This window comes from Wolbachia endosymbiont of Ctenocephalides felis wCfeJ (genome assembly GCF_012277315.1).
Taxonomy (GTDB): Bacteria; Pseudomonadota; Alphaproteobacteria; order Rickettsiales; family Anaplasmataceae; genus Wolbachia.
This window is the reverse complement of the sequence record NZ_CP051157.1, coordinates 274,242-296,948: the sequence shown is the minus strand read 5'-3', so window position 1 is coordinate 296,948 and position 22,707 is coordinate 274,242. Positions and strand designations below refer to the sequence as shown.

General features: G+C 35.7%; 18 protein-coding genes, 2 tRNA genes and 1 pseudogene. 10 read left to right on the top strand and 11 right to left on the bottom strand.

The features are described from left to right. Positions 1-346: 346 nt before the first annotated feature. Complete coding sequence (locus HF196_RS01375; RefSeq protein ID WP_168455488.1) at positions 347-850, top strand: hypothetical protein; 504 nt, start codon at positions 347-349, stop codon at positions 848-850. Between the two features lie 53 nt (positions 851-903). Here HF196_RS01375 and HF196_RS01370 read toward each other — a convergent pair whose 3' ends face one another. From HF196_RS01370 to hemE, 3 genes are all read right to left on the bottom strand, one after another. Continuing rightward, positions 904-1,221 (bottom strand): DMT family transporter, encoded by a 318-nt coding sequence (locus tag HF196_RS01370; protein WP_168455487.1) that lies wholly within the window; start codon positions 1,219-1,221, stop codon positions 904-906. A 29-nt stretch (positions 1,222-1,250) separates the two neighbouring features. Beyond that, complete coding sequence (locus HF196_RS01365; protein ID WP_168455486.1) at positions 1,251-2,444, bottom strand: pyridoxal phosphate-dependent aminotransferase; 1,194 nt, start codon at positions 2,442-2,444, stop codon at positions 1,251-1,253. 478 nt (positions 2,445-2,922) lie between these two features. Continuing rightward, complete coding sequence (gene hemE / locus HF196_RS01360; protein WP_256359386.1) at positions 2,923-3,945, bottom strand: uroporphyrinogen decarboxylase; 1,023 nt, start codon at positions 3,943-3,945, stop codon at positions 2,923-2,925. A 400-nt stretch (positions 3,946-4,345) separates the two neighbouring features. Between hemE and HF196_RS01355 the strand changes: the two genes are divergently transcribed. Then, positions 4,346-5,161: a transporter associated domain-containing protein gene (locus HF196_RS01355; RefSeq protein WP_168455485.1), complete on the top strand. Its 816-nt coding sequence runs from the start codon at positions 4,346-4,348 to the stop codon at positions 5,159-5,161. A 170-nt stretch (positions 5,162-5,331) separates the two neighbouring features. On the opposite strand, the gene HF196_RS01350 is transcribed toward HF196_RS01355, so the two are convergent. The 3 genes from HF196_RS01350 to HF196_RS01340 form a co-directional block, all read right to left on the bottom strand. Continuing rightward, a complete protein-coding gene (locus HF196_RS01350) occupies positions 5,332-5,679 on the bottom strand; it encodes a hypothetical protein (RefSeq protein ID WP_168455484.1) in 348 nt (115 codons plus the stop codon). 5 nt (positions 5,680-5,684) lie between these two features. Then, positions 5,685-5,978 carry a hypothetical protein gene (locus HF196_RS01345; RefSeq protein WP_168455483.1) on the bottom strand — a complete coding sequence of 98 codons (294 nt, stop codon included), beginning with the start codon at positions 5,976-5,978 and terminating at the stop codon, positions 5,685-5,687. Between the two features lie 984 nt (positions 5,979-6,962). After that, a tRNA-Val gene (locus HF196_RS01340) sits at positions 6,963-7,035 on the bottom strand. Between the two features lie 149 nt (positions 7,036-7,184). Between HF196_RS01340 and gyrA the strand changes: the two genes are divergently transcribed. Next, positions 7,185-9,887, top strand: coding sequence for a DNA topoisomerase (ATP-hydrolyzing) subunit A (gene gyrA / locus HF196_RS01335; protein ID WP_168455482.1), 2,703 nt, complete (start codon positions 7,185-7,187; stop codon positions 9,885-9,887). Between the two features lie 107 nt (positions 9,888-9,994). Next, positions 9,995-10,588, top strand: coding sequence for a ubiquinol-cytochrome c reductase iron-sulfur subunit (gene petA, locus HF196_RS01330; RefSeq protein WP_168455481.1), 594 nt, complete (start codon positions 9,995-9,997; stop codon positions 10,586-10,588). Between the two features lie 43 nt (positions 10,589-10,631). Here petA and HF196_RS01325 read toward each other — a convergent pair whose 3' ends face one another. Continuing rightward, positions 10,632-11,780, bottom strand: a complete 1,149-nt coding sequence (locus HF196_RS01325; RefSeq protein WP_168455480.1) for a SurA N-terminal domain-containing protein — start codon at positions 11,778-11,780, stop codon at positions 10,632-10,634. A 215-nt stretch (positions 11,781-11,995) separates the two neighbouring features. Between HF196_RS01325 and mnmE the strand changes: the two genes are divergently transcribed. Together mnmE and HF196_RS01315 are read left to right on the top strand one after the other, a co-directional pair. Further along, positions 11,996-13,324 (top strand): tRNA uridine-5-carboxymethylaminomethyl(34) synthesis GTPase MnmE, encoded by a 1,329-nt coding sequence (mnmE, locus tag HF196_RS01320; protein ID WP_168455479.1) that lies wholly within the window; start codon positions 11,996-11,998, stop codon positions 13,322-13,324. A 47-nt stretch (positions 13,325-13,371) separates the two neighbouring features. Then, positions 13,372-13,459: transfer RNA gene (locus HF196_RS01315), tRNA-Ser, on the top strand. Between the two features lie 47 nt (positions 13,460-13,506). Here the strand turns inward: HF196_RS01315 and tmk are convergent. Beyond that, positions 13,507-14,109: a dTMP kinase gene (gene tmk / locus HF196_RS01310; protein WP_168455478.1), complete on the bottom strand. Its 603-nt coding sequence runs from the start codon at positions 14,107-14,109 to the stop codon at positions 13,507-13,509. Between the two features lie 98 nt (positions 14,110-14,207). Between tmk and HF196_RS01305 the strand changes: the two genes are divergently transcribed. From HF196_RS01305 to HF196_RS01295, 3 genes are all read left to right on the top strand, one after another. Beyond that, the gene (locus HF196_RS01305; protein WP_168455477.1) at positions 14,208-14,780 is read left to right on the top strand and encodes a thioredoxin family protein; all 573 of its coding nucleotides are present in this window, start codon (positions 14,208-14,210) and stop codon (positions 14,778-14,780) included. Between the two features lie 5 nt (positions 14,781-14,785). Continuing rightward, entirely contained in the window at positions 14,786-16,504 is a 1,719-nt protein-coding gene (locus HF196_RS01300; protein WP_168455476.1) for a monovalent cation:proton antiporter-2 (CPA2) family protein, read from the top strand. Positions 16,505-16,810: 306 nt separating this feature from the next. Next, on the top strand, positions 16,811-18,058 hold the full coding sequence (locus HF196_RS01295) for an IscS subfamily cysteine desulfurase (RefSeq protein ID WP_168455475.1): 1,248 nt from the start codon (positions 16,811-16,813) through the stop codon (positions 18,056-18,058). Positions 18,059-18,259: 201 nt separating this feature from the next. Here the strand turns inward: HF196_RS01295 and recA are convergent, their stop codons facing one another. Further along, on the bottom strand, positions 18,260-19,327 hold the full coding sequence (gene recA, locus HF196_RS01290; protein WP_168455474.1) for a recombinase RecA: 1,068 nt from the start codon (positions 19,325-19,327) through the stop codon (positions 18,260-18,262). A 142-nt stretch (positions 19,328-19,469) separates the two neighbouring features. On the opposite strand from recA, the gene truA reads away from it, so the two are divergent. Further along, entirely contained in the window at positions 19,470-20,207 is a 738-nt protein-coding gene (gene truA / locus HF196_RS01285) for a tRNA pseudouridine(38-40) synthase TruA (protein WP_168455473.1), read from the top strand. A gap of 1 nt (position 20,208) precedes the next feature. Here the strand turns inward: truA and dnaN are convergent, their stop codons facing one another. Both dnaN and HF196_RS01275 read right to left on the bottom strand, forming a co-directional pair. Further along, the gene (gene dnaN, locus HF196_RS01280) at positions 20,209-21,357 is read right to left on the bottom strand and encodes a DNA polymerase III subunit beta (protein ID WP_168455472.1); all 1,149 of its coding nucleotides are present in this window, start codon (positions 21,355-21,357) and stop codon (positions 20,209-20,211) included. Between the two features lie 207 nt (positions 21,358-21,564). Beyond that, a pseudogene (locus tag HF196_RS01275) lies at positions 21,565-22,246 on the bottom strand (transposase); the annotation flags it as partial. Between the last annotated feature and the right edge of the window lie 461 nt (positions 22,247-22,707).

Sequence of the window (22,707 nt, the reverse complement as noted above, 5' to 3'; positions counted from 1 at the left end):
AGCCTTATAGCGTAAGCTACCTGAGCAGAAGAGAGTATTTTTAAAAAAGGCTTTTTATTTTATTTATGACTTTTTCCATCATTTCTATAACCGGTTCGTGAATTAGGTATATGAGAAAGGCTACACCACAGATGATAATGATATTTATGATTTTACCTTTATTCATCTTTACCTTGAGCTTTATTTTTGTCACAAAGTCCATTTTATTTACGCTTTCCATTCTGTGATAAAATTATACTTTAACTAATATAATTTTTAGTAAAGCCAGGTACCAGAAACACTGCAATTAACCAAATATTAACCGCTTTGCGTGTAAAATATACAACGTCAAAGCAAAGGTGAGCCAATGAGTACAACAGACAATACACTACAAAATTATATAACAAAATACACCGAACAAGCATTTGCTGCCCATACAGGTAACAGGTACGACAAACTTTATAGGGAGCTTTTAAGTAGCGTAGAAGGAATAATAAAACTCACCGTAAACCAAGCAAAACGCTATGATAAAGATCTAGAGAATTTATACAATGATCCGAGGTTTAATAAAAAATTTATTCGAACTTTTGCTAAGCACCAGATATTGGAATTTCTAGACACTCATCCAAAAAAGAAAGAGGTCGTTACAGAATTTAATAGCGAACATCATATCAACGAAAGCGACTTAAAAATCCTAGAGGAGGGAAAAGATTTAATAGACAAAATAAATGACATCAACTTGACCCAACAAAATGAAAAAGGCGAAGAGTTAAACATCAAAACTGTAGTCGCTCAATCAATAGGGCGGCCTTCTTCACAAGTTGGAGAGTCAAAAGCAACATCGGTAAACATTTGTAATTTGATAAAATAGGTAACTTAGCCTGTTTTACTTCAATCTTTGATGTACAGCCAACCTTTAACTACTTATTTGGTAAACACTTTTAAGCCTATAATACCCAGCACTACCAAAGCAAGGGAAAACAGGCGACCAAAATTTACTGGATCATTAAAAAATATTATCCCTATTACTGCTGCGCCCATAGAACCTATGCCAGTCCAAACCGCGTAAGATGTGCCAAGAGGAATATACTTTATCGCTAACGACAGCAAATAAAGACTTAAAAAACCACAGATCAGGACGATTATCACAGGTATAACACGAGTGAAGCCGTTGCTATACTTCAAAGCTGTAGTCCATGCTATTTCAAGTAAACCAGCTAATAACAAATATATCCACGACATATGTTGATTTTATATGAGAATGTAAAAAGTTAACTCAGCATTTCACATGCCTTAGCAATGCTGTTACATCCAATTTCTAGTTGCTCCTGGGAGGTTGCATAAGAAATTCTAATAAAGTTCTTCAGGCCAAATGCAACTCCTGGAATTACAGCAACTAAATGATCTTCCAACAAATACTCAGCAAAATCAAGATCATTATTTATTACTTTACCACCTTCTGTGTTCTTACCTAACAAACCCTCACATGAAACAAACAGGTAGAATGCACCTTGTGGAACAGATACTGATAACCCTGGAACAGAGTTCAGTTTCTCCACTACAAAATCTCTGCGATTCCTAAAAACCCCTGCTCTTTCTTCCAAAAAGCTATGGTCACCATTTAACGCTTCAACTGCCGCTGCTTGCGCTATCGAATTCGGATTAGAAGTGCTCTGAGACTGCAGTGTAGATATGGCTTTTATTACATCACTTCTACCAGCAACATAACCTATTCTCCAGCCTGTCATTGCGTAAGCTTTTGACACTCCATTGACCAAAAAAACTCTTTCATAAAGCTTTGGCTCAACCTGAGCAATAGTAAAAAACTTTTCATCGTAAACTATGTGCTCATAAATATCATCTGTAACAACGTTCACATTTGGATGCTTAAGCAATACTTGCGCTATATCTTTCAATTCATCATACGCGTAAACAACCCCTGCTGGATTGTTTGGTGAGTTAAGAATTAACCACTTAGTTCTTTCAGTTATTCTGCTTTTCAATAATTCTGCTGTCAGCTTAAAACTTTGTCTACACTCCACGACAACTGGGAGACCACCAAAAAGATTTATCATATCAATATATGAAACCCAGTAAGGGGCCGGAATTATAGCCTCATCCCCAGGGTTAACTGTTGCCATAAATAAGTTGAACAGCACCTGCTTAGCGCCAGCACCAACACAGATTTGACTAGACGTATACTCAAGATCATTGTCTCTCTTTAACTTATTGATTATTGCCTCTTTGAGTTCGCGTGTTCCATCAACAGCGGTATACTTAGTTTTACCTTCATTTATCGCTTGAATAGCTGCTTTTTTTACATGATCTGGGGTATCAAAGTCCGGCTCTCCCGCAGCTAAAACACAGATCTTCTTTCCTTCACTTTTTAACCTATTCGCCTTGTCAGTTACAGCAATCGTAGGTGATGGTTTTATTAGGGACATTCTCTCTGCAAGGTCTAACATAATCTCGTTAAAGTTAAAATCAAGATGATAAACTCTACACAACAAAAAAGCTAGAAATTTTGTTATTGGACTTCTTGCATAATCTAAAAAGGGCAACCATCTAGGTGCCTCTCATGACGCCGTAAATACTTTAATTTCTTAAAGAAACTTACAAAGTGGAAAAAGGGTGAAGTAACCCTGAGACAACTAGTTATTTACTACCTCTCTGTCGAGTATTGGCGTTTTTTACTGTATTGTAGCACTTTACAGACACACTAAGTTTATAAAACTTAGATGTAGAGAGATTTTATTAAAGATATACAGCACCACACACTATAAAAGGCTAAACACAACAAGCCGCTATACTAAGTAACTCTTACTTTCTAATCTATAGATCGGCACAATAAAATAGCCTCGGCTATATAATGAGTGAGCCAAATGCACTTGTCAAGCAATCTTTTTTTTGTTTCTACTGATGTTATGCAAGAGTTCCGTTGTATTAGTAATTTTTTACAAAATCCACTAATGCAGCAATATTTTCAACAGGAGTATCGGGAAGTACTCCATGCCCAAGATTAAATATGAAGGGCAAATCCCTAAAACAATCAACTATGTGTCTTGCCTCCTTAATTGCTCCTGTTTTGTCATAGGCCAAAAGACCAGGATTGAGATTCCCTTGCAGAGGAACCTTCAGGTTTGCCTTTGCCCATTCTATTGGAACATCGTAGTCTATGCTTATTGCAGATATACCCGTCTGTTCGCAATAATCCTTGTAAAGCCTTTTAGCAGATCTTGGAAAACCTATTACTGGGAAACCAGGAAATTCACTCTTTATTGCGGAAACAATTTTCTTTGTTGGCTCAATGATGTATTGCCTAAATAGTTCTTCCGGTAGCATGCCAGCATTACTGTCAAATAGCTGAACAACGTCTGCTCCAGATTCTATTTGTTTAATCAAATAAACAATAGTTGCTTTTGTTATTTGCTCGATTATCTCTTCTAAGCCTAGAGGACAAAAATTTAGTGCCTTGGAGAAAGTTTTACTGCTTCCACCCTCTATAATGTACGAAGCTACGGTCCATGGTCCACCAGCAAACCCTATAAGAGATTTCTTTTCTGGCAATTTGCTTCTTACCTTCCCTATAGCTTTTAGAACTGGCAAGGTCTTAGCTTCAATTCCCTGTAAACTGCCTAGCTCCTTAGAACTTTTCACAGGTCTTATTACTGGACCCACACCGCGTACAAAGTTTATGTCGCAGCCTAAAACATCAGCCATTATCAAAATATCCGAAAAAATTATAGCTGCATCCATGTCAAACCTCGTTACTGGTTGCAACGTTAGTTCTGCGACGAGATCTGTATTATAACACATCCCTATAAAATCGCTTATGCCGTCCACTGCTCTACGATATTCAGGGAGGGACCTGCCAGCTTGACGCATCAGCCAAATAGGTATCTTTTCACCTCGTCTGTTTTTTCTAATAACTTCTGCTATTGTCACTTTGCTACTTACTAATCTAATAGATTTATTTTCTTCTTTTATATAATAGAGTATAGCTATAATAATAGACTCATCAATGATGTGTTAGCAACTTAAGATTTGATGAAAATTCTCTCTACTCAACTTGTGGATAAATGTGTTGGTAACTTTCATATGGTATTGATTTTCGGTCGTAATTTATGTGTATAAGTAAAATGTTCAGATTGTTGGTAATCTCCCTTTATGGAAAAGTCTTTCTGTTACACGTTGTTATGTAGTTGTGTATACGCTGGTAAAAAAATTGTTGAGGAACTGTTAGTATCTGATGTCGAAACATGATTCACAGATTAATTTTATGTTATTCACATGCTTATTAAACATTTGACAACAGTTTTTTTGATAAATCTAATATGAGAAGATTTTATCTATTACGGGAAGCAACTTGAGTAAAAAAAGAACTTTAGGGGAAAGAGCTACATACAAAGTTTTTCTGTTTCTTTTCAAAAAATTTCGTGCATTAAGAAAATGTGCAACTGAGGTGTTAATGAAAGATCTGCCAGACCTTAATATATTCAATGATCTATTGAAATTTCACGACTGCAATATAACTGATATAATGACTCCACGTACAGAAATATGTGCAGTGGATATTGAGTCAAATAAGCACGAAGTGACAAAAAAGATAGAAAGCACTTGCCATAGCAAGGTACTAGTCTATAAAAACAACTTTGATAACATGGTCGGATTTTTTTATGTGAAGGATGTTATCTTTGGTAGAAATGAGAACTTTAGTTTGAAAAACCTTATGCAAAATGTGCTATTTGTTCCTCCTTCAATGAAGACTACCAATCTCTTCGTCAAGATGAAATCTACAGGATCATGTTTAGCTGTTGTACTGGACGAATACGGTGGAACTGACGGCTTAATTTCGATGACCGATCTTGTAAGGGAATTGCTACCAAACGTTAATAGCGGAAATGAGAACTTTGAATATACTATCATCAAACTGCCCCAAAATAAGTTTGAGGTATCAGCAAGGACCCTGATAAGAGGTATAGAGGAAAATCTAAAGATAGAATTACGTGATCCTGAAGAGGATTACGCTACACTTGGTGGATTAATTCTTTCAATTGCTGGTAAGGTACCTTCTGTAGGTGAGGTAGTTGAGTACAAAAACGGTGTAAAGTTTATCGTTAAAGATGCAAGTGAACGCTACATTAATAGAATAATATTAGACCTGGGTAACTATAAAAACTAAATTTGTGCGTGAGAGGATATTTTGTTTTTTGGCAGGGAAGTTTTGGATGTTTACGTGTTCAGTGTTGATACGTGAGAGGTAAGTGTACCCAACTTTGAGACTCCACAAAAGCCTTGATTTCTATACTGTTGCTTAAGTTTGTAGATACCTTTGCAAAGTGCGGGATTGTGCTAGGTTAAAACTAAACCTATTTCCAGCAAATTATTTTCACAAGAGTAACGTATTTCAGCGTTATAGTACTCTAGTAATAAAGAGGTCATGTAAATATTAATATCTTTTGTATTTAAGCTGATATCGCCCTTTTTTGCTAATCTATTTACTAACGATTTGCTTATTGGCTTGTGCTTACTTAGAATTTTTATAGTCAGTAACGTCTTGTCTTCTATTTTACTCAGTAAAACGGAAACTGATTCAACTCCTGCTACTGCGCTAGCTATAGTTAACACCATGTTGGAAGTTATCTTATTTATCTTTTTAATTAAATTTTCCTTTATAGGATATTTGTCTATCTTCCACATGAACTTTACTTTTTTTTTAATAAATAATTCTCAATGTTGGATTTAGTGAGATTAAGGTTATAGTTGTCCGCTGAAAGGGAATATGCCTGTTTCATAACTTTGTGTTTACTCATCAAATCATCAAAACTCTCTCTTAGCAGCGACAATGCTTCTTTATGCGTGCTGGTGTCATTCTTATCATGCGCTTCAAGCTCTTCTAAACCAAATGTTATCCCATTCATGGAGTTAGCGAAGTCGTGGAGTAGTTGTCCTGATAGTAACTCTGTTATTAGTAAGATATTTTCATTACTTTTTCTCATGATTTTTTTAATTAATAATTTAAGCCACCATATATTGGTAGCTCTATGATAGTCAATTGAGAGAAGATCTCGTTACAATTTTTGCGATGATTGGTTAATATAGTATTAATAATCGTGGAATTTGCAAAGGAATTATGTATCGTAGAGGTGTAGGAGAGATTTGAATAACGGAAGACCTAGTGTGAAAGCTGCTAAACGGATGAGAGTATGCCATAGGAAGAGCAAGCTTTGAGTAGCTATAGGCTGCTTTGGTGAAGAGCTAAGGGTTAACCTTATAGGAAAGGTATGATAGAGGAATAACCACGAGTGAACCACTATGACGAAGCATTAGAGTAGTAAAGGCGAAGTTAAAACTAAGAAATAACTCCTTACTCAGAATAGATTGTATGTTTGATGAGATATTGCTATTAGAGTAATAGCGTCACGTAGTGGGAATGATATGGAAGGAGGTAATAAAGGAAATAGGTTGTGGGAAAAGGTTGTATATTGAGAGACCATTTTCAAGATTAAAATTATTTTGGTTTAGCTTTCAGAATAAATCTGAAATAAATCAAAATAAAGAGCTAAGTGTTATTCGTTCAATAAATTTATTGATGTTGGTAGAGCTAAGTTTGAAATAGTTATGTGGATTTATCCTCAATCGGCTACTACATAGGGTACCGTGCGACAGAGCCAGCCTATACAACAATAGTTGATAGTTTGTTAGTAATGTGCATCTACACAGATTGAAAGTTCTCATTCACATATTTCATTGACTTAAGCATAAATTGCTATGGTAGAGTTTGATGTAAAATCTTCTTTCTATTACGGATAGGTTTTGTTGTCTAGATGGTTGAATAAGGCTGCGGACGAAAAATTTTTGAAACACAGCTGATATATATAAAACCTATTAGGTTTCGGGTAAACAATTAAATTTAAAGGGTGTGTATGTTAGATTAAGCAAGCTATTATGTTGACTCTGCAGCATGCTGAAGCTAACATCAATGGGCAATGACAGATTTGAACTGCCGACCTCCTCGGTGTAAACGAGATGCTCTACCAGCTGAGCTAATTGCCCCTTTGCAGTTTAGCAACTTCAAAGTATAATTCTATAGCTCAATATTATTATTGTAAACAAAAAGTAGAACGAAATGTGGCCTAATTTCTCATTGACCATTTGCTTGACTAAATGTTAACATTAAAATTGCTTTGATCAAAATATAGAAAATGCAAGACAATATAGTACCAGTCTCAATAGTAAAAGAGTTAGAAGATTCCTATCTTTCCTACGCAATGAGTGTCATCATAAGTCGGGCTATACCTGATGTGCGGGATGGATTTAAGCCTGTTCATAGGCGCATATTGTACGCAATGTCGAAAGCTGGGTACGACGCTGGTAAACCGTATAAGAAAGCAGCTCGTATAGTTGGGGATGTAATGGGGAAGTATCACCCGCACGGTGATATGGCTATTTACGACTCTTTAGTTAGAATGGCTCAAGATTTTTCTCTTCTTTTACCACTGATTGATGGACAAGGTAACTTTGGTTCGATAGACGGAGATCCACCAGCTTCAATGCGATATACAGAAGCAAGGCTTCACAGAGTGTCTCATTTTTTGTTGCACGATATTGACGAAGGTACAGTTGAATTTAGGCCAAACTACGATGGAAATGAAACAGAGCCTGTTGTACTGCCTGCAGAGTTTCCAAATCTGTTGGTAAACGGTGCAAGCGGTGTTGCAGTTGGTATGGCAACTAACATTCCTTCTCATAATCTTGGCGAGATAATCGATGCCTGCATGTTATATATAGATAATCCCGAAGTTACTTTAGACGAGCTGCTTGAGGTGATACCAGGACCTGATTTTCCGACTGGTGGAACGATTCTTGGAAAATCTGGAATAAGGTCGGCATTTGCCACGGGTCGAGGTTCAATTGTTGTGCAAGGAAAAACTCATATAGAAGATCTACCGCAAGATAGGCAAGCAATAATTATTGATGAAATACCTTATCAAGTAAATAAAGTAAAATTAATTGAGAAAATAGGTGAGTTCGTAAAAGAAAAGAAAATTGATGGCATAACAGAAATTAGAGATGAGTCAGACAAATCTGGTATTAGAATAGTAATTGACCTTAGAAAAAATACTGCAGCAGATTTTGTACTGAATCAAATATTAGGACTTACTCCTCTAAGAAGTAGCTTTAGTGTTAACACTTTAGTTCTCAATAATAACAAACCTGCTTTGATGTCATTAAAAGAGATCATAGCTGCTTTTGTTAACTTTAGAAAGGAAGTATTAATCAGAAGGACAGAATTTCGTCTTAGGAAGACAAGGGAAAAAGCTCATATATACATAGGGCTTTACATTGCGGTTCTTAGCATAGATGAAGTAATAAAGATCATTCGCAGTGCAAAAGATCCTGAAGAAGCAAACAAAGAGCTTTTGAATAAAGAATGGAAAACTTCATCTGAAATAAACACAATTATTGAATTAATTTCAGATAGCATGAGCTTTTTGAAAGATGGAGTATATAGACTGACCGAACTACAGACAAAAGCTATCCTTGACATGAAGTTGCAACGCTTAACAGGTCTTGAAAAAGACAAATTGAAAGCTGAGCTAAATTCAATGATTAACCTAATAAAGGAATATATCGCTTTCCTTGGCTCAGAAGAAAAATTGATGAAAGAAATAAAAAATAATTTACAAGAAATAAGGAACAGATTTGCCGTACCACGAAAAACTGCAATAGAAGAATCAGATACAGACATTGAAGCTGAAGATCTAATTCCGCAAGAAGATATGGTAGTAACCGTAACTATGAATGGTTATATTAAGCGTGTAAAACTTTCTCATTACAGAACTCAGCGTCGTGGTGGAAAGGGGAAACTAGGACAGGGGTTAAAAGAAGAGGATGTAATTACAAAATTATTTGTTGGAAATACCCACACTAGTCTTTTATTCTTTTCTAGTATTGGTCGAGTTTATAGATTGAAAGTTTATAAGCTACCCCTTGCAGAACCAACTGCGCGTGGAAGAGCACTTGTTAATATATTTCCGCTTAGTGATGGTGAAACAATTACTAATATAATGCCATTGCCAAGTGAAAATGATAACAATCAGAACATAGTTTTTGCTACCGCTCATGGAAACATAAGACGTAATTCCTTAGCGGATTTTCACTATATTCCGAGTAATGGAAAAATAGCAATAAAGCTTGATGAAGGAGACAAGTTAATATCGGTTAAAGTATGCAATGAAACTGATCACGTTTTACTTTCAACAATGTTTGGAAAAAGCATCAGATTTGTTGTAAGCGATGTTCGTCAATTTAAAAGCCGTAATTCAGATGGCGTAAGAGGTATCAAACTTGCAAAAAATGACAGCGTGATATCCATGACTATGTTAAATGGTATAGGTATTGCAACAGAAAAAAAAGAACTTTACTTAAAGGTTCCACTCGCAAAAAGACTGGAAGCTGCTACTAATAACACCATTGATTCTAAGTTAGAAAAGACTTTGAATGATTTGGGAATAGATGGTGGATTATTCTTAAAACTCGCAATGAACGAGGAGTTTATATTAACTATTACCGATAATGGCTTTGGTAAAAGAACTTCTGCATATGAGTACAGGGTAACCAATAGAGGTGGTGTTGGTATTACCAATATTCTTACTACCAGCAGAAACGGCAATGTTGTTGCTAGTTTTCCAGTTGAACAGGGCGACAATATAATGCTCATTACAGATAAAGGAAAATTGATTCGCATCTCGGTCGACGGAATCAGAATTGCAGGGCGTAGCACTCAAGGAGTCACCCTATTTAAAACGGAAAGTGGAGAAAAGGTGGTATCGGTAGCAAAAATTGAAGATCCTGGTTCTACTGAAGATAGCATTTCTGAAGTTGAAGACCCTATTTCTTCTTAACTATATAGTAATGTAACAAGTGCAGCTAAAAGCAAAAAATACAAGTTTTTGTTGATTAATCTACAGTATTTAAATTAAAATATATACTTGTAGCTAAGTAAAGATCGATGGGCAAAAAACTAAATAAAGAATCGCTGATAAGCAAGAAGGCTAAAGAAACACCTTGTGTTAGAAGCCTTACTGAAAATAAGAGTAGAAGAGATTTTATAACATTAACTACATGCGCTATGGCAGGCATAGGGGCTGCAAGTGGGCTTTGGCCACTGATTAAGTCTATGAACCCTTCCGCTGAAGTCTTAGCGATGTCCACAGTCGAAGTTAATTTATCTGATATTCAAGAGGGGCAAGAAAAAAAGGTAAAATGGCAAGGTAAGCCAGTATTTATTCGAAGACGTACAAAGCAGGAAATTGAAGCTGCAAGGGCTGTGAGTGTAGAAAGCTTAAGAGACCCTGAGTCAGACGAGCAAAGAGTATGCAAAGGAAAGGATGAGTGGTTAATTATGATTGGAATATGTACCCATCTTGGATGTGTGCCAGTTGATCACGCCACAAAAGATGGCAATGGTTGGTTTTGCCCTTGTCACGGTTCATATTATGATACATCAGGTCGAGTAATTGGTGGGCCTGCACCAAAAAATATGACTATACCTGATTATTTTTTTCCAAGTGAAAATGTTGTGGTAATTGGTAAGAAAGCTTAGTTAATACATTAACAACTCTCTAGTTTCAAATAACCTGCATATCTCAACTATATCTATAGCTGATAGCTGTGTTTTTACGCATATCGTCCAGTAGCAAGTTACTTTGTATCATAATTTTTTGTTGATATATCTCCCGTTTAATTGCTTCTATATCTGCTGCATTGCTTTTGATATCGCATAACATCATCAACCTTGCGGTGCTATTTTCTCTAAATTCTACTATTTCATTTATACCTATTTTACTAAATAAAGCCTGTAAATCGGGATTTAAATTCCGCATTTTTATTTCGAGTTCTTTTGCATTTGGCAGCTTGAGATTATCTGCCAATTTGTCAAAATTTGAGCAGGTGACTTTTTGTTTCTTGAAGTTGTCTAGTAAGCCTTCTGAGTCTTTAACCACAATCTGTTTTAATTTTAAAGTACTTTCCAGTAGTGTATGATCAAGTTGTACTTTATCTATTACTTTTATAATAGAGTAACCTTCGCTAAAGCTGACTGGACCTACTATACTGCCAGTTTCTGATCTTTCTAAAATGCCCTTAAGGTTACCTTTTAGTTGACTTAAATTAACAGTTACTTTGCGCGCCTTTATTGGAGATTCTGGAATGAAGTCATTATTACTATTGCGCAGTTTTTTCAATAGATCTTCAGCCATACTATAAGCATTCTTATCTTCCTGATCGAGAATTATGAACTCTTGGAATGTAATAAGATAATATGACTTTTCTATTTGCTCTTTTGCATAGGTTACTTCCTTGTCGCTTATGCTAATAAATGGTACGATTCTTGTTTCAATAATTTTATTCCATAACAGTTGACATTTTATTTGTTTTTTTAAAATGCCAAGATCTATGTTGTGTTTTTGTATGTGTTGATCAACTTCATCATTTTTAATTTTAAAACTTTGAGTTAAAAATAATGTGACAGCATTATTCAACTCTTCATCGTTTGATTTTATATTTAACCTTTTTGCTTCGTTGATGATGATAATTTCATCTATTAACTGCCTGAGAATTTGAAACTTCAGTTCCTTCCCATTTTGGGGACCGAACAATGAATTTATCAGGTTAATACGTTTCTCGATATCTAAGTTTGAAATTGGTTCGCCATTTACATCTGCAATGATTTCAACCCCGACTGCAAACAACTTAATTGGCAATATTATCAACAGTAAAATCAGTATTTTATGCATAAGCAAGATTATTTAGTTAATAACCAATTTTATAATAAATATTGAGCTGATACTAGTAATAGGTAACCTTCAAGGGTTTTTTGTAGGAAGGATATTTTGAGTTTATTAATATAACAGTATCATTTTAATAAAGTAAATAAAGATTTTTAGTATCTTCAAATTGGATATTTTGGTTCCTTAAGTATAATATTGCTAAGAAATAAACTATTTTATATATGACAAGCATGGATAAGACTGTTTTCGCTCTATCAACAGTATTTGGTAAATCAGGAGTTGCAGTAATCAGGATTTCAGGCAATCATGCACTTAAAACTTTGAATTGCTTTCATGTTAAAAAGCATATTAAGCCAAGGTTTGCTACTTTAATTGATCTGTATGATGGTTTAGGTCAATTAATTGACAATGGAATAATCATTTATTTTCCTGCACCAAACAGCTTTACCGGCGAGGACGTTATAGAGTTACAGGTGCATGGAAGTAAAGCGGTTATAAAAATCATCTTAGAGGAGTTATCAAAAATCTTTGTTATGGCTGAACCTGGAGAATTTTCGCTTAGGGCTTTTCTGAATGGCAAGTTTGACTTAACACAGATAGAAGGGATTGCAGATTTAATTGATGCTGAGACAAAAATGCAGGCTAGACAAGCGATTAGGCAGATGTCAGGAGAATTAGAAAAGCTGTACAGTAGTTGGAGGCAGAAACTAATAACGATGCAATCCAAAATCGAAGCATATATAGACTTTCCAGAGGATATTGCAACAGAAAGAAATGAACTAGAGAAAGTCAATGGTAAAGTACAAGCTCTTGTGCAGTCAATACAAGAGCATTTGAATGATAATAGACGGGGTGAAAGGTTACGTGAGGGTTTACATATTGTAATAACTGGTGAGCCAAATGTCGGTAAATCAACACTATTTAATTTCCTTGCCAAACGTGATATTGCTATCGTTTCTGAATATGCTGGCACAACAAGGGATGTGCTTGAAGCCCATATCGATATTGGTGGATATCCAATCATTCTTTCTGATACTGCTGGAATTCGTGAAAGTTTGGATCCAATAGAATCGGAAGGCATAAGTCGAGCGAAGAAGAGGTCTTGTGAAGCTGATTTAAGAATAGAATTGTTTCCCTTTGAACAGCATTGTGACATTAATTGCAACACTGTGAATAGCGATACCATCTACGTATTGAGCAAGGCAGACACTGTTATTGATGATTATGATATAAAAATTAGCGGTATGAATTTTTTACCTATTTCTATTTTAAAAGAAGTAGGTACGGGAAGACTAATTTCGGTAATTAAGGAAAAGATAGAGGAAAAATTTGGTTACAATAACAATGCCCCTGTGATTACTCGGCAAAGACATAGAAATTACATGCAGAAAGCTATAGAACATTTACAACGTTTTAGTATAGATAACTCAATTGAATTAATGTCTGAAGATTTAAGGCTTGCTGCGTCTGAACTTGGTGTGATAACAGGAATTATTAGTGTGGAAGAAATATTGGACAGTATATTTAGCAGCTTTTGTGTAGGCAAATGAAATTTTTATAGATTGCTTGAGATCGAATGTTGTGGTAAAAAAGAGATGGACGGATGGCCGAGTGGTTTAAGGCACCAGTCTTGAAAACTGACGTACGTGATAAGCGTACCATGGGTTCGAATCCCATTCCGTCCGTATCTATTTTGGATACCCATATAAGTTAAGACTTTATTTTAAAGAAACTAAGTCCTTGAAATAATAACCTTATCGGAGATTTCACTATACACTTGATTGTCATTTTTAGTTTCGACTTCAGTAATAACATTGCACCTATCAGGTTCTTTTAGTGCTATTTCTTGAAATCCTTTTCGAACTTTATTGTAAAAATTAATGTCCATCTCTTCGTATTTATTTTTATATCTTGCTCTGCTTAGCCCAACTTGAACATCAATATCTAGGATAAATGTGATATCTGGACGTCTAATTTTTACTAACTTATGAAGGTCCCCTATTAGCCCTAAGTCGACTCCAAGCCCATATCCTTGGTATGCAATAGTTGAATCAATAAATCGATCGCAAATCACTATCTTTCCTTCTTTTAGAGCTGGCAGTATTAATTTTTTTACATGTTCATATCTCATTGAGGTGAGCAGCAAAAGTTCAGAGATGGGATCAATATTGTCTTTAAGCAATACCCTTCTTACCTTCTCTGCAAAGTCAGTACCACCTGGCTCTCGGGTCAATATCACATTATTCTTACCACGAATCTGCTTAAAATGACTTGCAAGTAACTCAGATTGAGTTGTTTTACCGGAGCCGTCTATTCCTTCGAAGGTTATGAACATAATGTCAACAAAGAATATGCAAACAGTATACACAAGAACCGTTTGACATTTAAGTAATAATATTATAGGCTGTGCCTGGTACACAATCTCTGTAAGCTATGGTTGCACTGAATACTCCTAAGGTAGATTTTGGCTTTACCGCAAAAGATTTCAATCTTTTAGGGGTGGATAACAAACACTATACATTAAGTAACTGTCGTGGAAAAAATGGTCTTATTGTAATGTTTATATGCAATCACTGTCCTTACGTTCGATCAATTATTAGCAATCTGGTGAGCGATGTTGATTTGTTAAAAAAAGATTATCAGGTAAATACTGTTGCAATAATGCCAAATAATGTAAACGAATATCCAGAAGACTCCTTTGAAAATATGATTAATTTTGCCAAGGAAAATAGGTTTAAATTTCCATATCTGATTGACAGTACGCAAGAAGTAGCTAAAGAGTATGGTGCTGTTTGTACTCCTGACTTTTTTGGTTTTAATGCTAATTTAAAACTCCGTTATCGTGGACGTTTTAACGATGCAAGAAAGGAAAAGGTTCAAAACTATAAAACAGGAAGTAGTGATTTATTTCAAGCTATGAAATTCATTGCAGAAACTAGTAATCCTCCAGTTGACCAAAAGTCAAGCATTGGTTGCTCAATTAAATGGTCTGATCCTACAGGTTGAATATCATGCACAGTAGCTCTCAGTATTTGTTTGATATTATAATTTTACTTTCCGCTGCTGTGTTTATAGTCATAGCGTTTTGGAAAATGAATATCAGCCCAGTGCTCGGTTACTTCGTTGCAGGCGCGTTGATTGGTTCTCATGGATTCAATCTGATACATTCAGCTAATGCAATGGATAATTTTGCAGAATTCGGTGTAGTTTTTCTGTTATTCATTATAGGTCTTGAATTGACCTTTGAACGCCTTATCGCTATGCGTATCCATGTATTTGGATTTGGTTCCCTTCAAGTTATAGTTACCATGGTAGCGATATGGTGCATTGCTCTTGCTTTTGGAGTGAACACTAACATGGCAGCAGTTATTGGCGGTGGGCTTGCATTGTCCTCAACGGCAATAGTGTTACAGGTTCTACAGGAAAAAGGTTCTCAAGCAAGTCAAGTTGGTAGGTTGTCGATAGCAGTGCTACTAATGCAAGACTTTGCAGTGGTACCACTAATAGTATTAGTACCCTTACTTACTGGTGATTCTACAAATAGCCTGATAAGCTCACTTGCAGGTTCATTAGTGCAAGCAGCTATTGCGTTAGTACTGATATTTATAACTGGTAGGTTGTTACTTAGGCCCTTATTTTCGGTTATTGCTAAAATGGAAAGCAACGAGGTCTTTATATCAACAACATTACTGATAATACTGGGAGCAGCATTTATTACTGAACAATTTCGTTTATCAATGGCACTGGGCGCATTCGTTGCTGGGTTATTAGTTGCAGAAACAGAACATAGACACTCGGTGGAACACGCGGTATTGCCATTTAAAGATTTGTTTCTTGGCTTATTTTTCATGACTGTCGGTATGTCTATCGATATTGACCTTTTGCTCAATAAGTTGCCCCTAATTACTTTATTGTCGATCATCCTTATCGTTTTAAAAACATCTATCATATACGTATTGTGTAGATTTTTTGGGTTTAAGAGTGCGCCTGCTATACAAGCTGGATTATTGCTTGCACAGGGTGGTGAATTTGCATTTATCCTGTTTCGCTTAGCAGATGAGTTAGATGTACTGCCAAGTGAAATTGCTCAAGTGCTTATGATGGTAACTACGGTAACTATGGCTTTTACTCCTCTTCTATCGGGTCTTGGAGAGTGGATAGCAAATTCATTTAGCACTGAGAAAGTGATACTGGACGATGAGGCAATTGAAACGGATACACAAGATCTTTACAACCATGTAATAGTTGTTGGATTTGGCAGAGTAGGGTATATGGTAACAAAAATGCTTACTGCAGAGCATCTCAGTTACGTTATTGTGGATATTCAATCAAGGATAGTTAAAGAAGGGAAAAGTGATAGTTTTCCTATATATCTTGGAGATGCTACGAGATATGAAATTTTAAAATCAGTAGGAATAGAAAGAGCCCAAGCTCTCGTAATTTCAATAAAGAACGAAGTTACTATAAAGAAGATTGTTTCTCTAGTTGCAACAAATTTTCCACATGTAAATATTATAATACGTCTACCAGATCTGAGTAATGTAGAAGCCTATAAAGATCTAGGGGCTAGTAAAATTATTCCGGAGACATCTGAGATTGGGTTGCAGCTTGGTGGAGCAGCACTGAGCCTAAGTGGAATTAGCGAAAGCGGAGTTGAGTCCTTAAAAAGTAGATTTAGGAAAGGCAATTATAGCATGATAAAGGATATTAGCAGTGATATAGATGAATGATTATTTCTTCGATTCTCCTCTCAGCTTGTACTGGATGAATCTTGATATTAGCTGTACGAGACACTGTAATATGTAGTAGTGCGTCTAAGGTTGTAAAAATTCCTGACAGATTTCAGCAACATTAAGTTGACGCCATTGTCCATTTAGCGAGATAACAAAATAGAGTGACACCATTGGAGCTGCTTGAAGACGGGAAGAGAAAGCGACAAAAAATTCTTCTAGTGGTAACGTTTATTGAAGCACGATTACATCTTGAAAAAATTAATTTTTAATGCTATCAAGTAATTTTATCTTTGTGGTAGCTTTATGGACGTTAAAAGTGAGAAAAGACACAATACTAAAGTAAAATTACCGATATTTCTTGATTATCAATCCACTACTAAAGTAGATCCTCGCATTCTAGAGGTAATGCTGCCTTATTTTGGCGAATTTTCTAATCCTCACTCTCGCAGTCACTCGTTTGGTTGGGCTGCTGAAGAAGCAGTGGAAAAAGCAAGAAAGTACATTGCTAATTTAGTAAACGCAGATAGTAAGGAAATTGTTTTTACCTCAGGTGCAACCGAGTCAAATAACATGGCAATCAAAGGTGTTGCTCACTTTTATAAAAATAAAGGAGACCATATAATAACTGTTTGTACAGAGCATAAGTGTGTTCTAGATTCTTGTCGACATCTGGAAAATGAAGGCTTCAAAGTTACATATTTACCTGTTAAGCAAAACGGAATGATAGATTTGTCAAAACTTGAGGAAGCAATAACCGATAAAACAATTCTGGTTTCAGTGATGATGGTAAATAATGAAATTGGAGTAATTCAACCTGTTAAAGAAATTGGTGCAATATGTAGGAAACATAATATATTTTTCCACACAGATGCTGCTCAAAGCTTTGGAAAAGTGCCGATCAATGTTAACGAAATGAACATTGATCTCATGAGTCTTTCTAGCCACAAGATTTATGGACCTATGGGAATAGGTGCATTGTATGTCCGCAGAAAAAATCCTCGTGTCAGATTGACACCACTCATTAGTGGTGGTGGGCAAGAGAGGGGTATGCGCTCTGGTACAGTTCCAACTCCCCTTGCAGTTGGTTTTGGTGAAGCGGCTCGTATTGCTAAAGAAGAAATGGAAACAGAAGCAACCAGATTGGAAGGACTAAGAGATATTTTGTACAGCAGGGTAAAAGAAGCATTTCCTGATGTTGTTTTAAATGGTGATTGTGAAAATAGAATTCCTGGCAACCTAAACTTAAGTTTTCCCTATGTTGAGGGTGAGTCTCTCATTATGGCGATCAAGGACTTAGCAGTAAGTTCTGGTTCTGCATGCACATCTGCATCTCTTGAACCTTCTTATGTCATACGATCACTAAATAATGGTCATGACCTTGAGCACTCATCAATTAGATTTGGTCTTGGCAGATTTACAACTAAAGACGAAATTTTATATGCAGCAGATCTTATTGCTAAAAATGTCGGACGGTTAAGGGAAATGAGCCCACTTTGGGAAATGGTGCAAGAGGGAATAGATTTAAACACTGTCAAATGGGACTCTCACTAAATTCTGTTTAGTGAAGTTGCAAGATAAAAGTAAATATCCATTTAGGCAATGGCGTCAACTTAAGAGCCTCCATTAGCAAACTCTCCTAAAGACGTGATAGTGTTTGAACTTATCTAACCTTATCGCGACTATAGAGAGAACACAAGCAATGATGCTCTTCCTTAAGCTGGCTACCTCTTCTCTTGTAAACGGTTACAGAAATTAGAACACTGACTCTTCCAAGAGCTGCTCACTCTCTTCTTCTATCGTAATAGGATTACCGAGATTTTTAAATAAATCTCTGATTTTGGTTTCTATTTCGTTGGCAACTTCCTTGTTTGTCTTGAGGTAATTCTTTACATTTTCCCTTCCTTGCCCAAGACGTATGTTGTTATATGAATAATAAGCACCAGCCTTTTCAAGCACACCGAGCTTTGCTCCTATATCTATTATTTCTCCGAGTTTTGATATACCTTCATTGTACATTATATCAAATTTTGCTTCTCTAAATGGGGGAGCAACTTTATTTTTTACAACTTTAACTCTTGTTTCATTACCTGCAATATTTTCCTTATCTTTTATTGCACCAATTTTTCTTATATCAAGCCTTATAGAAGTATAAAACTTCAATGCGTTTCCACCCGTAGTAGTTTCAGGATTTCCATACACTACTCCTATTTTCATACGAATTTGATTAATAAATATTAGTATGCAGTTTGCTTTTGAGACTGCGGAGGTAAGCTTCCTGAGCCCATGACTTAGAAGTCTCGCTTGCAGCCCCATATGTTGATCACCCATATCTCCTTCAATTTCAGCTCTTGGAGTTAATGCTGCAACAGAGTCAACAACGATCACATCAACTGCACCAGAACATACTAAATACTCAACGATATGTAATGCTTGTTCCCCAGTATCTGGTTGTGAAATTACTAAATCATCAGTGTTCACTCCAAGTTTACGAGCATATATAACATCCAATGCATGCTCTGCATCGATAAATGCACATGATCCTCCTTTTTTCTGTGCTTCAGCAATTACATGCAAAGCAAGAGTGGTTTTACCAGAACTCTCAGGACCAAATATTTCAATTATACGTCCCTTTGGTAATCCTCCAACACCAAGAGCTGAATCAAGTGCGATCGATCCTGTTGATACCGTATCTATTTTCTCTACAGGGTTTTGCTTCAGCTTCATTATTGCACCTTTGCCGAATGCTTTTTCAATCTGGCTTATTGCATTATCTAATGCTTTTTGCTTATCATTACTTCTTTCTTCTGGATTGCTTGCCATAGGTCATTTATTAATTTGTATAACTTCTATGATAATCAAACGTGAATAATCTGCCAAGGATTTTTTAATAGTTCGGGGTGTTATCATAGAAAAATTAGCTACCTAAATTATATTTAAGATAGAAAATTAGATAGACTTTGTAGTGCGATACAAAATAACGATAGAATATAATGGTAGCAGTTTTTCTGGTTGGCAGAAGCAGCAACACTCCACTAACTCAATCCAGGAAACTATAGAAAATGCCATATTTAATTTCAGTGGTGAAAAAGTCACTTTATACTGCGGTGGCAGAACTGATGCGGGAGTTCACGCTTTAGGACAAGTTGCTCATTTTGATATGGCAAGGGAATTTGAACTTTACAGGATAAGAAATGCTATAAATTATCACTTAAAATCAATTCCCATAGCCGTGCTCAGTGCAGAAGTGGTAGATAATGTATTCCACGCACGATTTTCAGCAAAAAAAAGACATTATGAATATAGAATAACTAATCGTTATGCCCCTGCAGCTTTAGAAGCTGGCTATGTATGGCAAGTGTTTAACCCACTCGATGTAAATATCATGCGTGAAGCAGCTAAATATTTACTTGGAAAACATAACCTTTCAAGTTTCCGTTCAAAAGACTGTCAAGCTGCAAATCCGGTAAGAACAATTGATAATATCGAGATAGCACAAAATGAGAGTCATATATACATCAAAATATCTGCTATTTCCTTTTTACATAACCAAGTGAGGATCATTGTCGGTACTTTGGTTGAATTTGGAAAAAATAGAACTAACCCACAGGAAATGCTAAATATATTAAGACAATGCAAAAGAAATGCTGCTGGAGTTACTGCGCCGCCTTGCGGTTTGTATTTGGTAAAGATAGATTACTAACTTAAGTTCTCATTGGCATTATTATATATAATGCGTTTGGGTCATCTTCATCAGTAATAACTATAGCACTACTACCATCTAATAGACTAAATTTACATTTGTTTTTTATGCAAGACAAAGCATCAAGCAAATAACGCGAATTAAATCCTATTTCCATAGGAGCTCCATCATAATCCACTTCTATAGATTCAGTTGCATCACTGCACTCCTGAGAATTTGAGTGTAGAGTTAATAATTTTTCTTGTAATGAAAACCTAATGGATTTTATTTTATCAGATACAACAACGGAAACCCGATCTATAACGCTAGCGAGCTTACCACTTTCAACAACCATTTGTTTATCTTGGGGTGCTGGGATGACGATCTTGTAATCTGGAAAGGTCCCATCTATTAATTTTGATATTAAAATGTAGTCACCACACGTAAATTTGATTTTCCTATCTGAAAGCTTTATATTAATCTCATTACAACCGTCCAATACTTTCAGCAACTCTGTGACAGTTTTACGTGGGATAATTACACCAAATTCGTCATTGACGCCTTCAGGTTTTGGCCTTTTTATACATGACAAACGATGGCCATCAGTTGCAACACAGTACAGAAATTGCTCATCTGTATGCAAATATATCCCATTTAAATTGTATCTTGTATCATCTAGTGATACAGCAAACTTTGTTTTAGTTAACAAATCTATCAAATCTGTATTCAGTAGCGTAAAATCATGTTTATGATCGCCTTCTTCAAGGACAGGAAAGTTATTTGAAACTACATTCGGTAAAGAAAAGTTTGCATTTCCACAGGATATCAGCAATTTCCCTTGGTCATTCATTTCGAAATTAACATCCAAATCAGGTGGTAACTTCTTGACTATATCATGCAAAGTATGTGCTGAAATTTTTACTTCTCCTTCTGTGGACACATTTGCGGAAAGTGAGGCAAATATTGAAATATCAAGATCAGTGGCTTTTAATTTTATGCTGCCGTGTTGTGCTTTGATATTTATACATGCTAAAACATCTATCGTATTGCGCCTTTCAACCACTCCACTTACTCTGGATAATGTATTTAAAAGGCTTGCGCGGCTCACGCTAAAACGTATTTGTTCACTCTGCGCTTTGATTTCTACATCTATATCTGCAACCTCTGACATACCAGTCCTCGAAAATATATTCCAAATGATATCCACATTTTACGTAAAGTAAAGCGCTATTTATAAGACTAAGCTAGCAAACAAAAATTCTGCTACTCGTGGTATAGTCATATTTAAGTACTTCATACAACCGTATAAACAGACTTCGTACATAGTTTTTAGTGTCGTGCTGAAAAATCACTTGACATCCCCCACAAGTCCACTTGTCATATCAGATGGACTTTCTGGCTTAAACATAGCATTTATTTCATTAAATGATGCATATGGATAGCGGATTATGTATCTCTTTGTGCAAGCTCGGCAAAAAACCGATAAGAAACATACCCTCTATCACAGATCATTGGATTTTACACTATCAAGCATATCAATAGCTAGAGCAACTTCATAGCTATTACCCCTACCAAATACTGATTTTATTGCAATATTATTCAATACATCGTAACATACTTCAAAAATTGCACGCGTGTAATCTCCAAACTCTTTTTTGCTCCAATTTCTTATTGGTCTTGAGCCAAATTCATTTATTACCTCACTACTTTTTGGCAGGATGAGTATAGAAGCATCAAATGCAAGCATTCTGAAACCATGATAGGTTTTAAGTTCCTTATCTTTGGTAGTATAGAGAAACTATATCATCATTTAGCCTGAAAACGCAGTATGCTTTAGTTTTTTCCTTGCTTGAGTAAATGCACTTGCCGTGATTGTATGATCTTTGTATGCAGAACAAACTCATTAAGCATTACTTGTAGTGACTTTACACTCTTTCTCAAAATTAGAATAAATACATCAATGAAAGGCAGCTTTCTTTTGCGTGAGAAATCTTTCGAAGACTCTTTAAATGGGCATTTATAAAGTTTAAACTCGTCAATTTATTTTTTATGAATTTAATTATTCTTTTTTTTACTTATATCGTTATTCCTTTTAACTTATCGATCTTGCTCGATTTTTTAATATAGTCCATCACTTTTTCCTTAACTTAATGCCAGTGATAATGTCACCCGAGTAGCGGACACTGGGATCCATTCTTTTTTCTACTGGATTCCAGCGTCACGCGTTGGAATGACACCCTTCGATGAACATAAGAAATTTCTTATTTTCGATTCTGTATAAAAATGAAAATAAGGCTTATCTATTTGCGTGGATAAAAAAATAAGAGACCTCTTATTTTCGATTTTGTGTAAAAGTGAAAATAAGGCTGGGTTCCAGTGTCAAGCACTGGAATGACACCATTTGATGAAAATAAGAAACCTCTTATTTTCGATTCTGTATAAAAATGAAAATAAGGCTTACCTTATTTGCGTGGATGAACATAAGAAACCTCTTATTTTCGATTTTGCGTAAAAATGAAAA

Bases quoted from the DNA above. Each gene is read 5' to 3' on its own strand.
- HF196_RS01300 (WP_168455476.1), top strand. From the start codon at position 14,786: ATGCACAGTAGCTCTCAGTATTTGTTTGATATTATAATTTTACTTTCC.
- recA (WP_168455474.1), bottom strand. From the start codon at position 19,327: ATGGCAAGCAATCCAGAAGAAAGAAGTAATGATAAGCAAAAAGCATTA.
- tmk (WP_168455478.1), bottom strand. From the start codon at position 14,109: ATGTTCATAACCTTCGAAGGAATAGACGGCTCCGGTAAAACAACTCAA.
- HF196_RS01365 (WP_168455486.1), bottom strand. From the start codon at position 2,444: ATGTTAGACCTTGCAGAGAGAATGTCCCTAATAAAACCATCACCTACG.
- HF196_RS01370 (WP_168455487.1), bottom strand. From the start codon at position 1,221: ATGTCGTGGATATATTTGTTATTAGCTGGTTTACTTGAAATAGCATGG.
- petA (WP_168455481.1), top strand. From the start codon at position 9,995: ATGGGCAAAAAACTAAATAAAGAATCGCTGATAAGCAAGAAGGCTAAA.
- gyrA (WP_168455482.1), top strand. From the start codon at position 7,185: ATGCAAGACAATATAGTACCAGTCTCAATAGTAAAAGAGTTAGAAGAT.
- HF196_RS01375 (WP_168455488.1), top strand. From the start codon at position 347: ATGAGTACAACAGACAATACACTACAAAATTATATAACAAAATACACC.
- HF196_RS01350 (WP_168455484.1), bottom strand. From the start codon at position 5,679: ATGTGGAAGATAGACAAATATCCTATAAAGGAAAATTTAATTAAAAAG.
- HF196_RS01295 (WP_168455475.1), top strand. From the start codon at position 16,811: ATGGACGTTAAAAGTGAGAAAAGACACAATACTAAAGTAAAATTACCG.
- HF196_RS01305 (WP_168455477.1), top strand. From the start codon at position 14,208: ATGGTTGCACTGAATACTCCTAAGGTAGATTTTGGCTTTACCGCAAAA.
- HF196_RS01345 (WP_168455483.1), bottom strand. From the start codon at position 5,978: ATGAGAAAAAGTAATGAAAATATCTTACTAATAACAGAGTTACTATCA.
- mnmE (WP_168455479.1), top strand. From the start codon at position 11,996: ATGACAAGCATGGATAAGACTGTTTTCGCTCTATCAACAGTATTTGGT.
- dnaN (WP_168455472.1), bottom strand. From the start codon at position 21,357: ATGTCAGAGGTTGCAGATATAGATGTAGAAATCAAAGCGCAGAGTGAA.
- HF196_RS01325 (WP_168455480.1), bottom strand. From the start codon at position 11,780: ATGCATAAAATACTGATTTTACTGTTGATAATATTGCCAATTAAGTTG.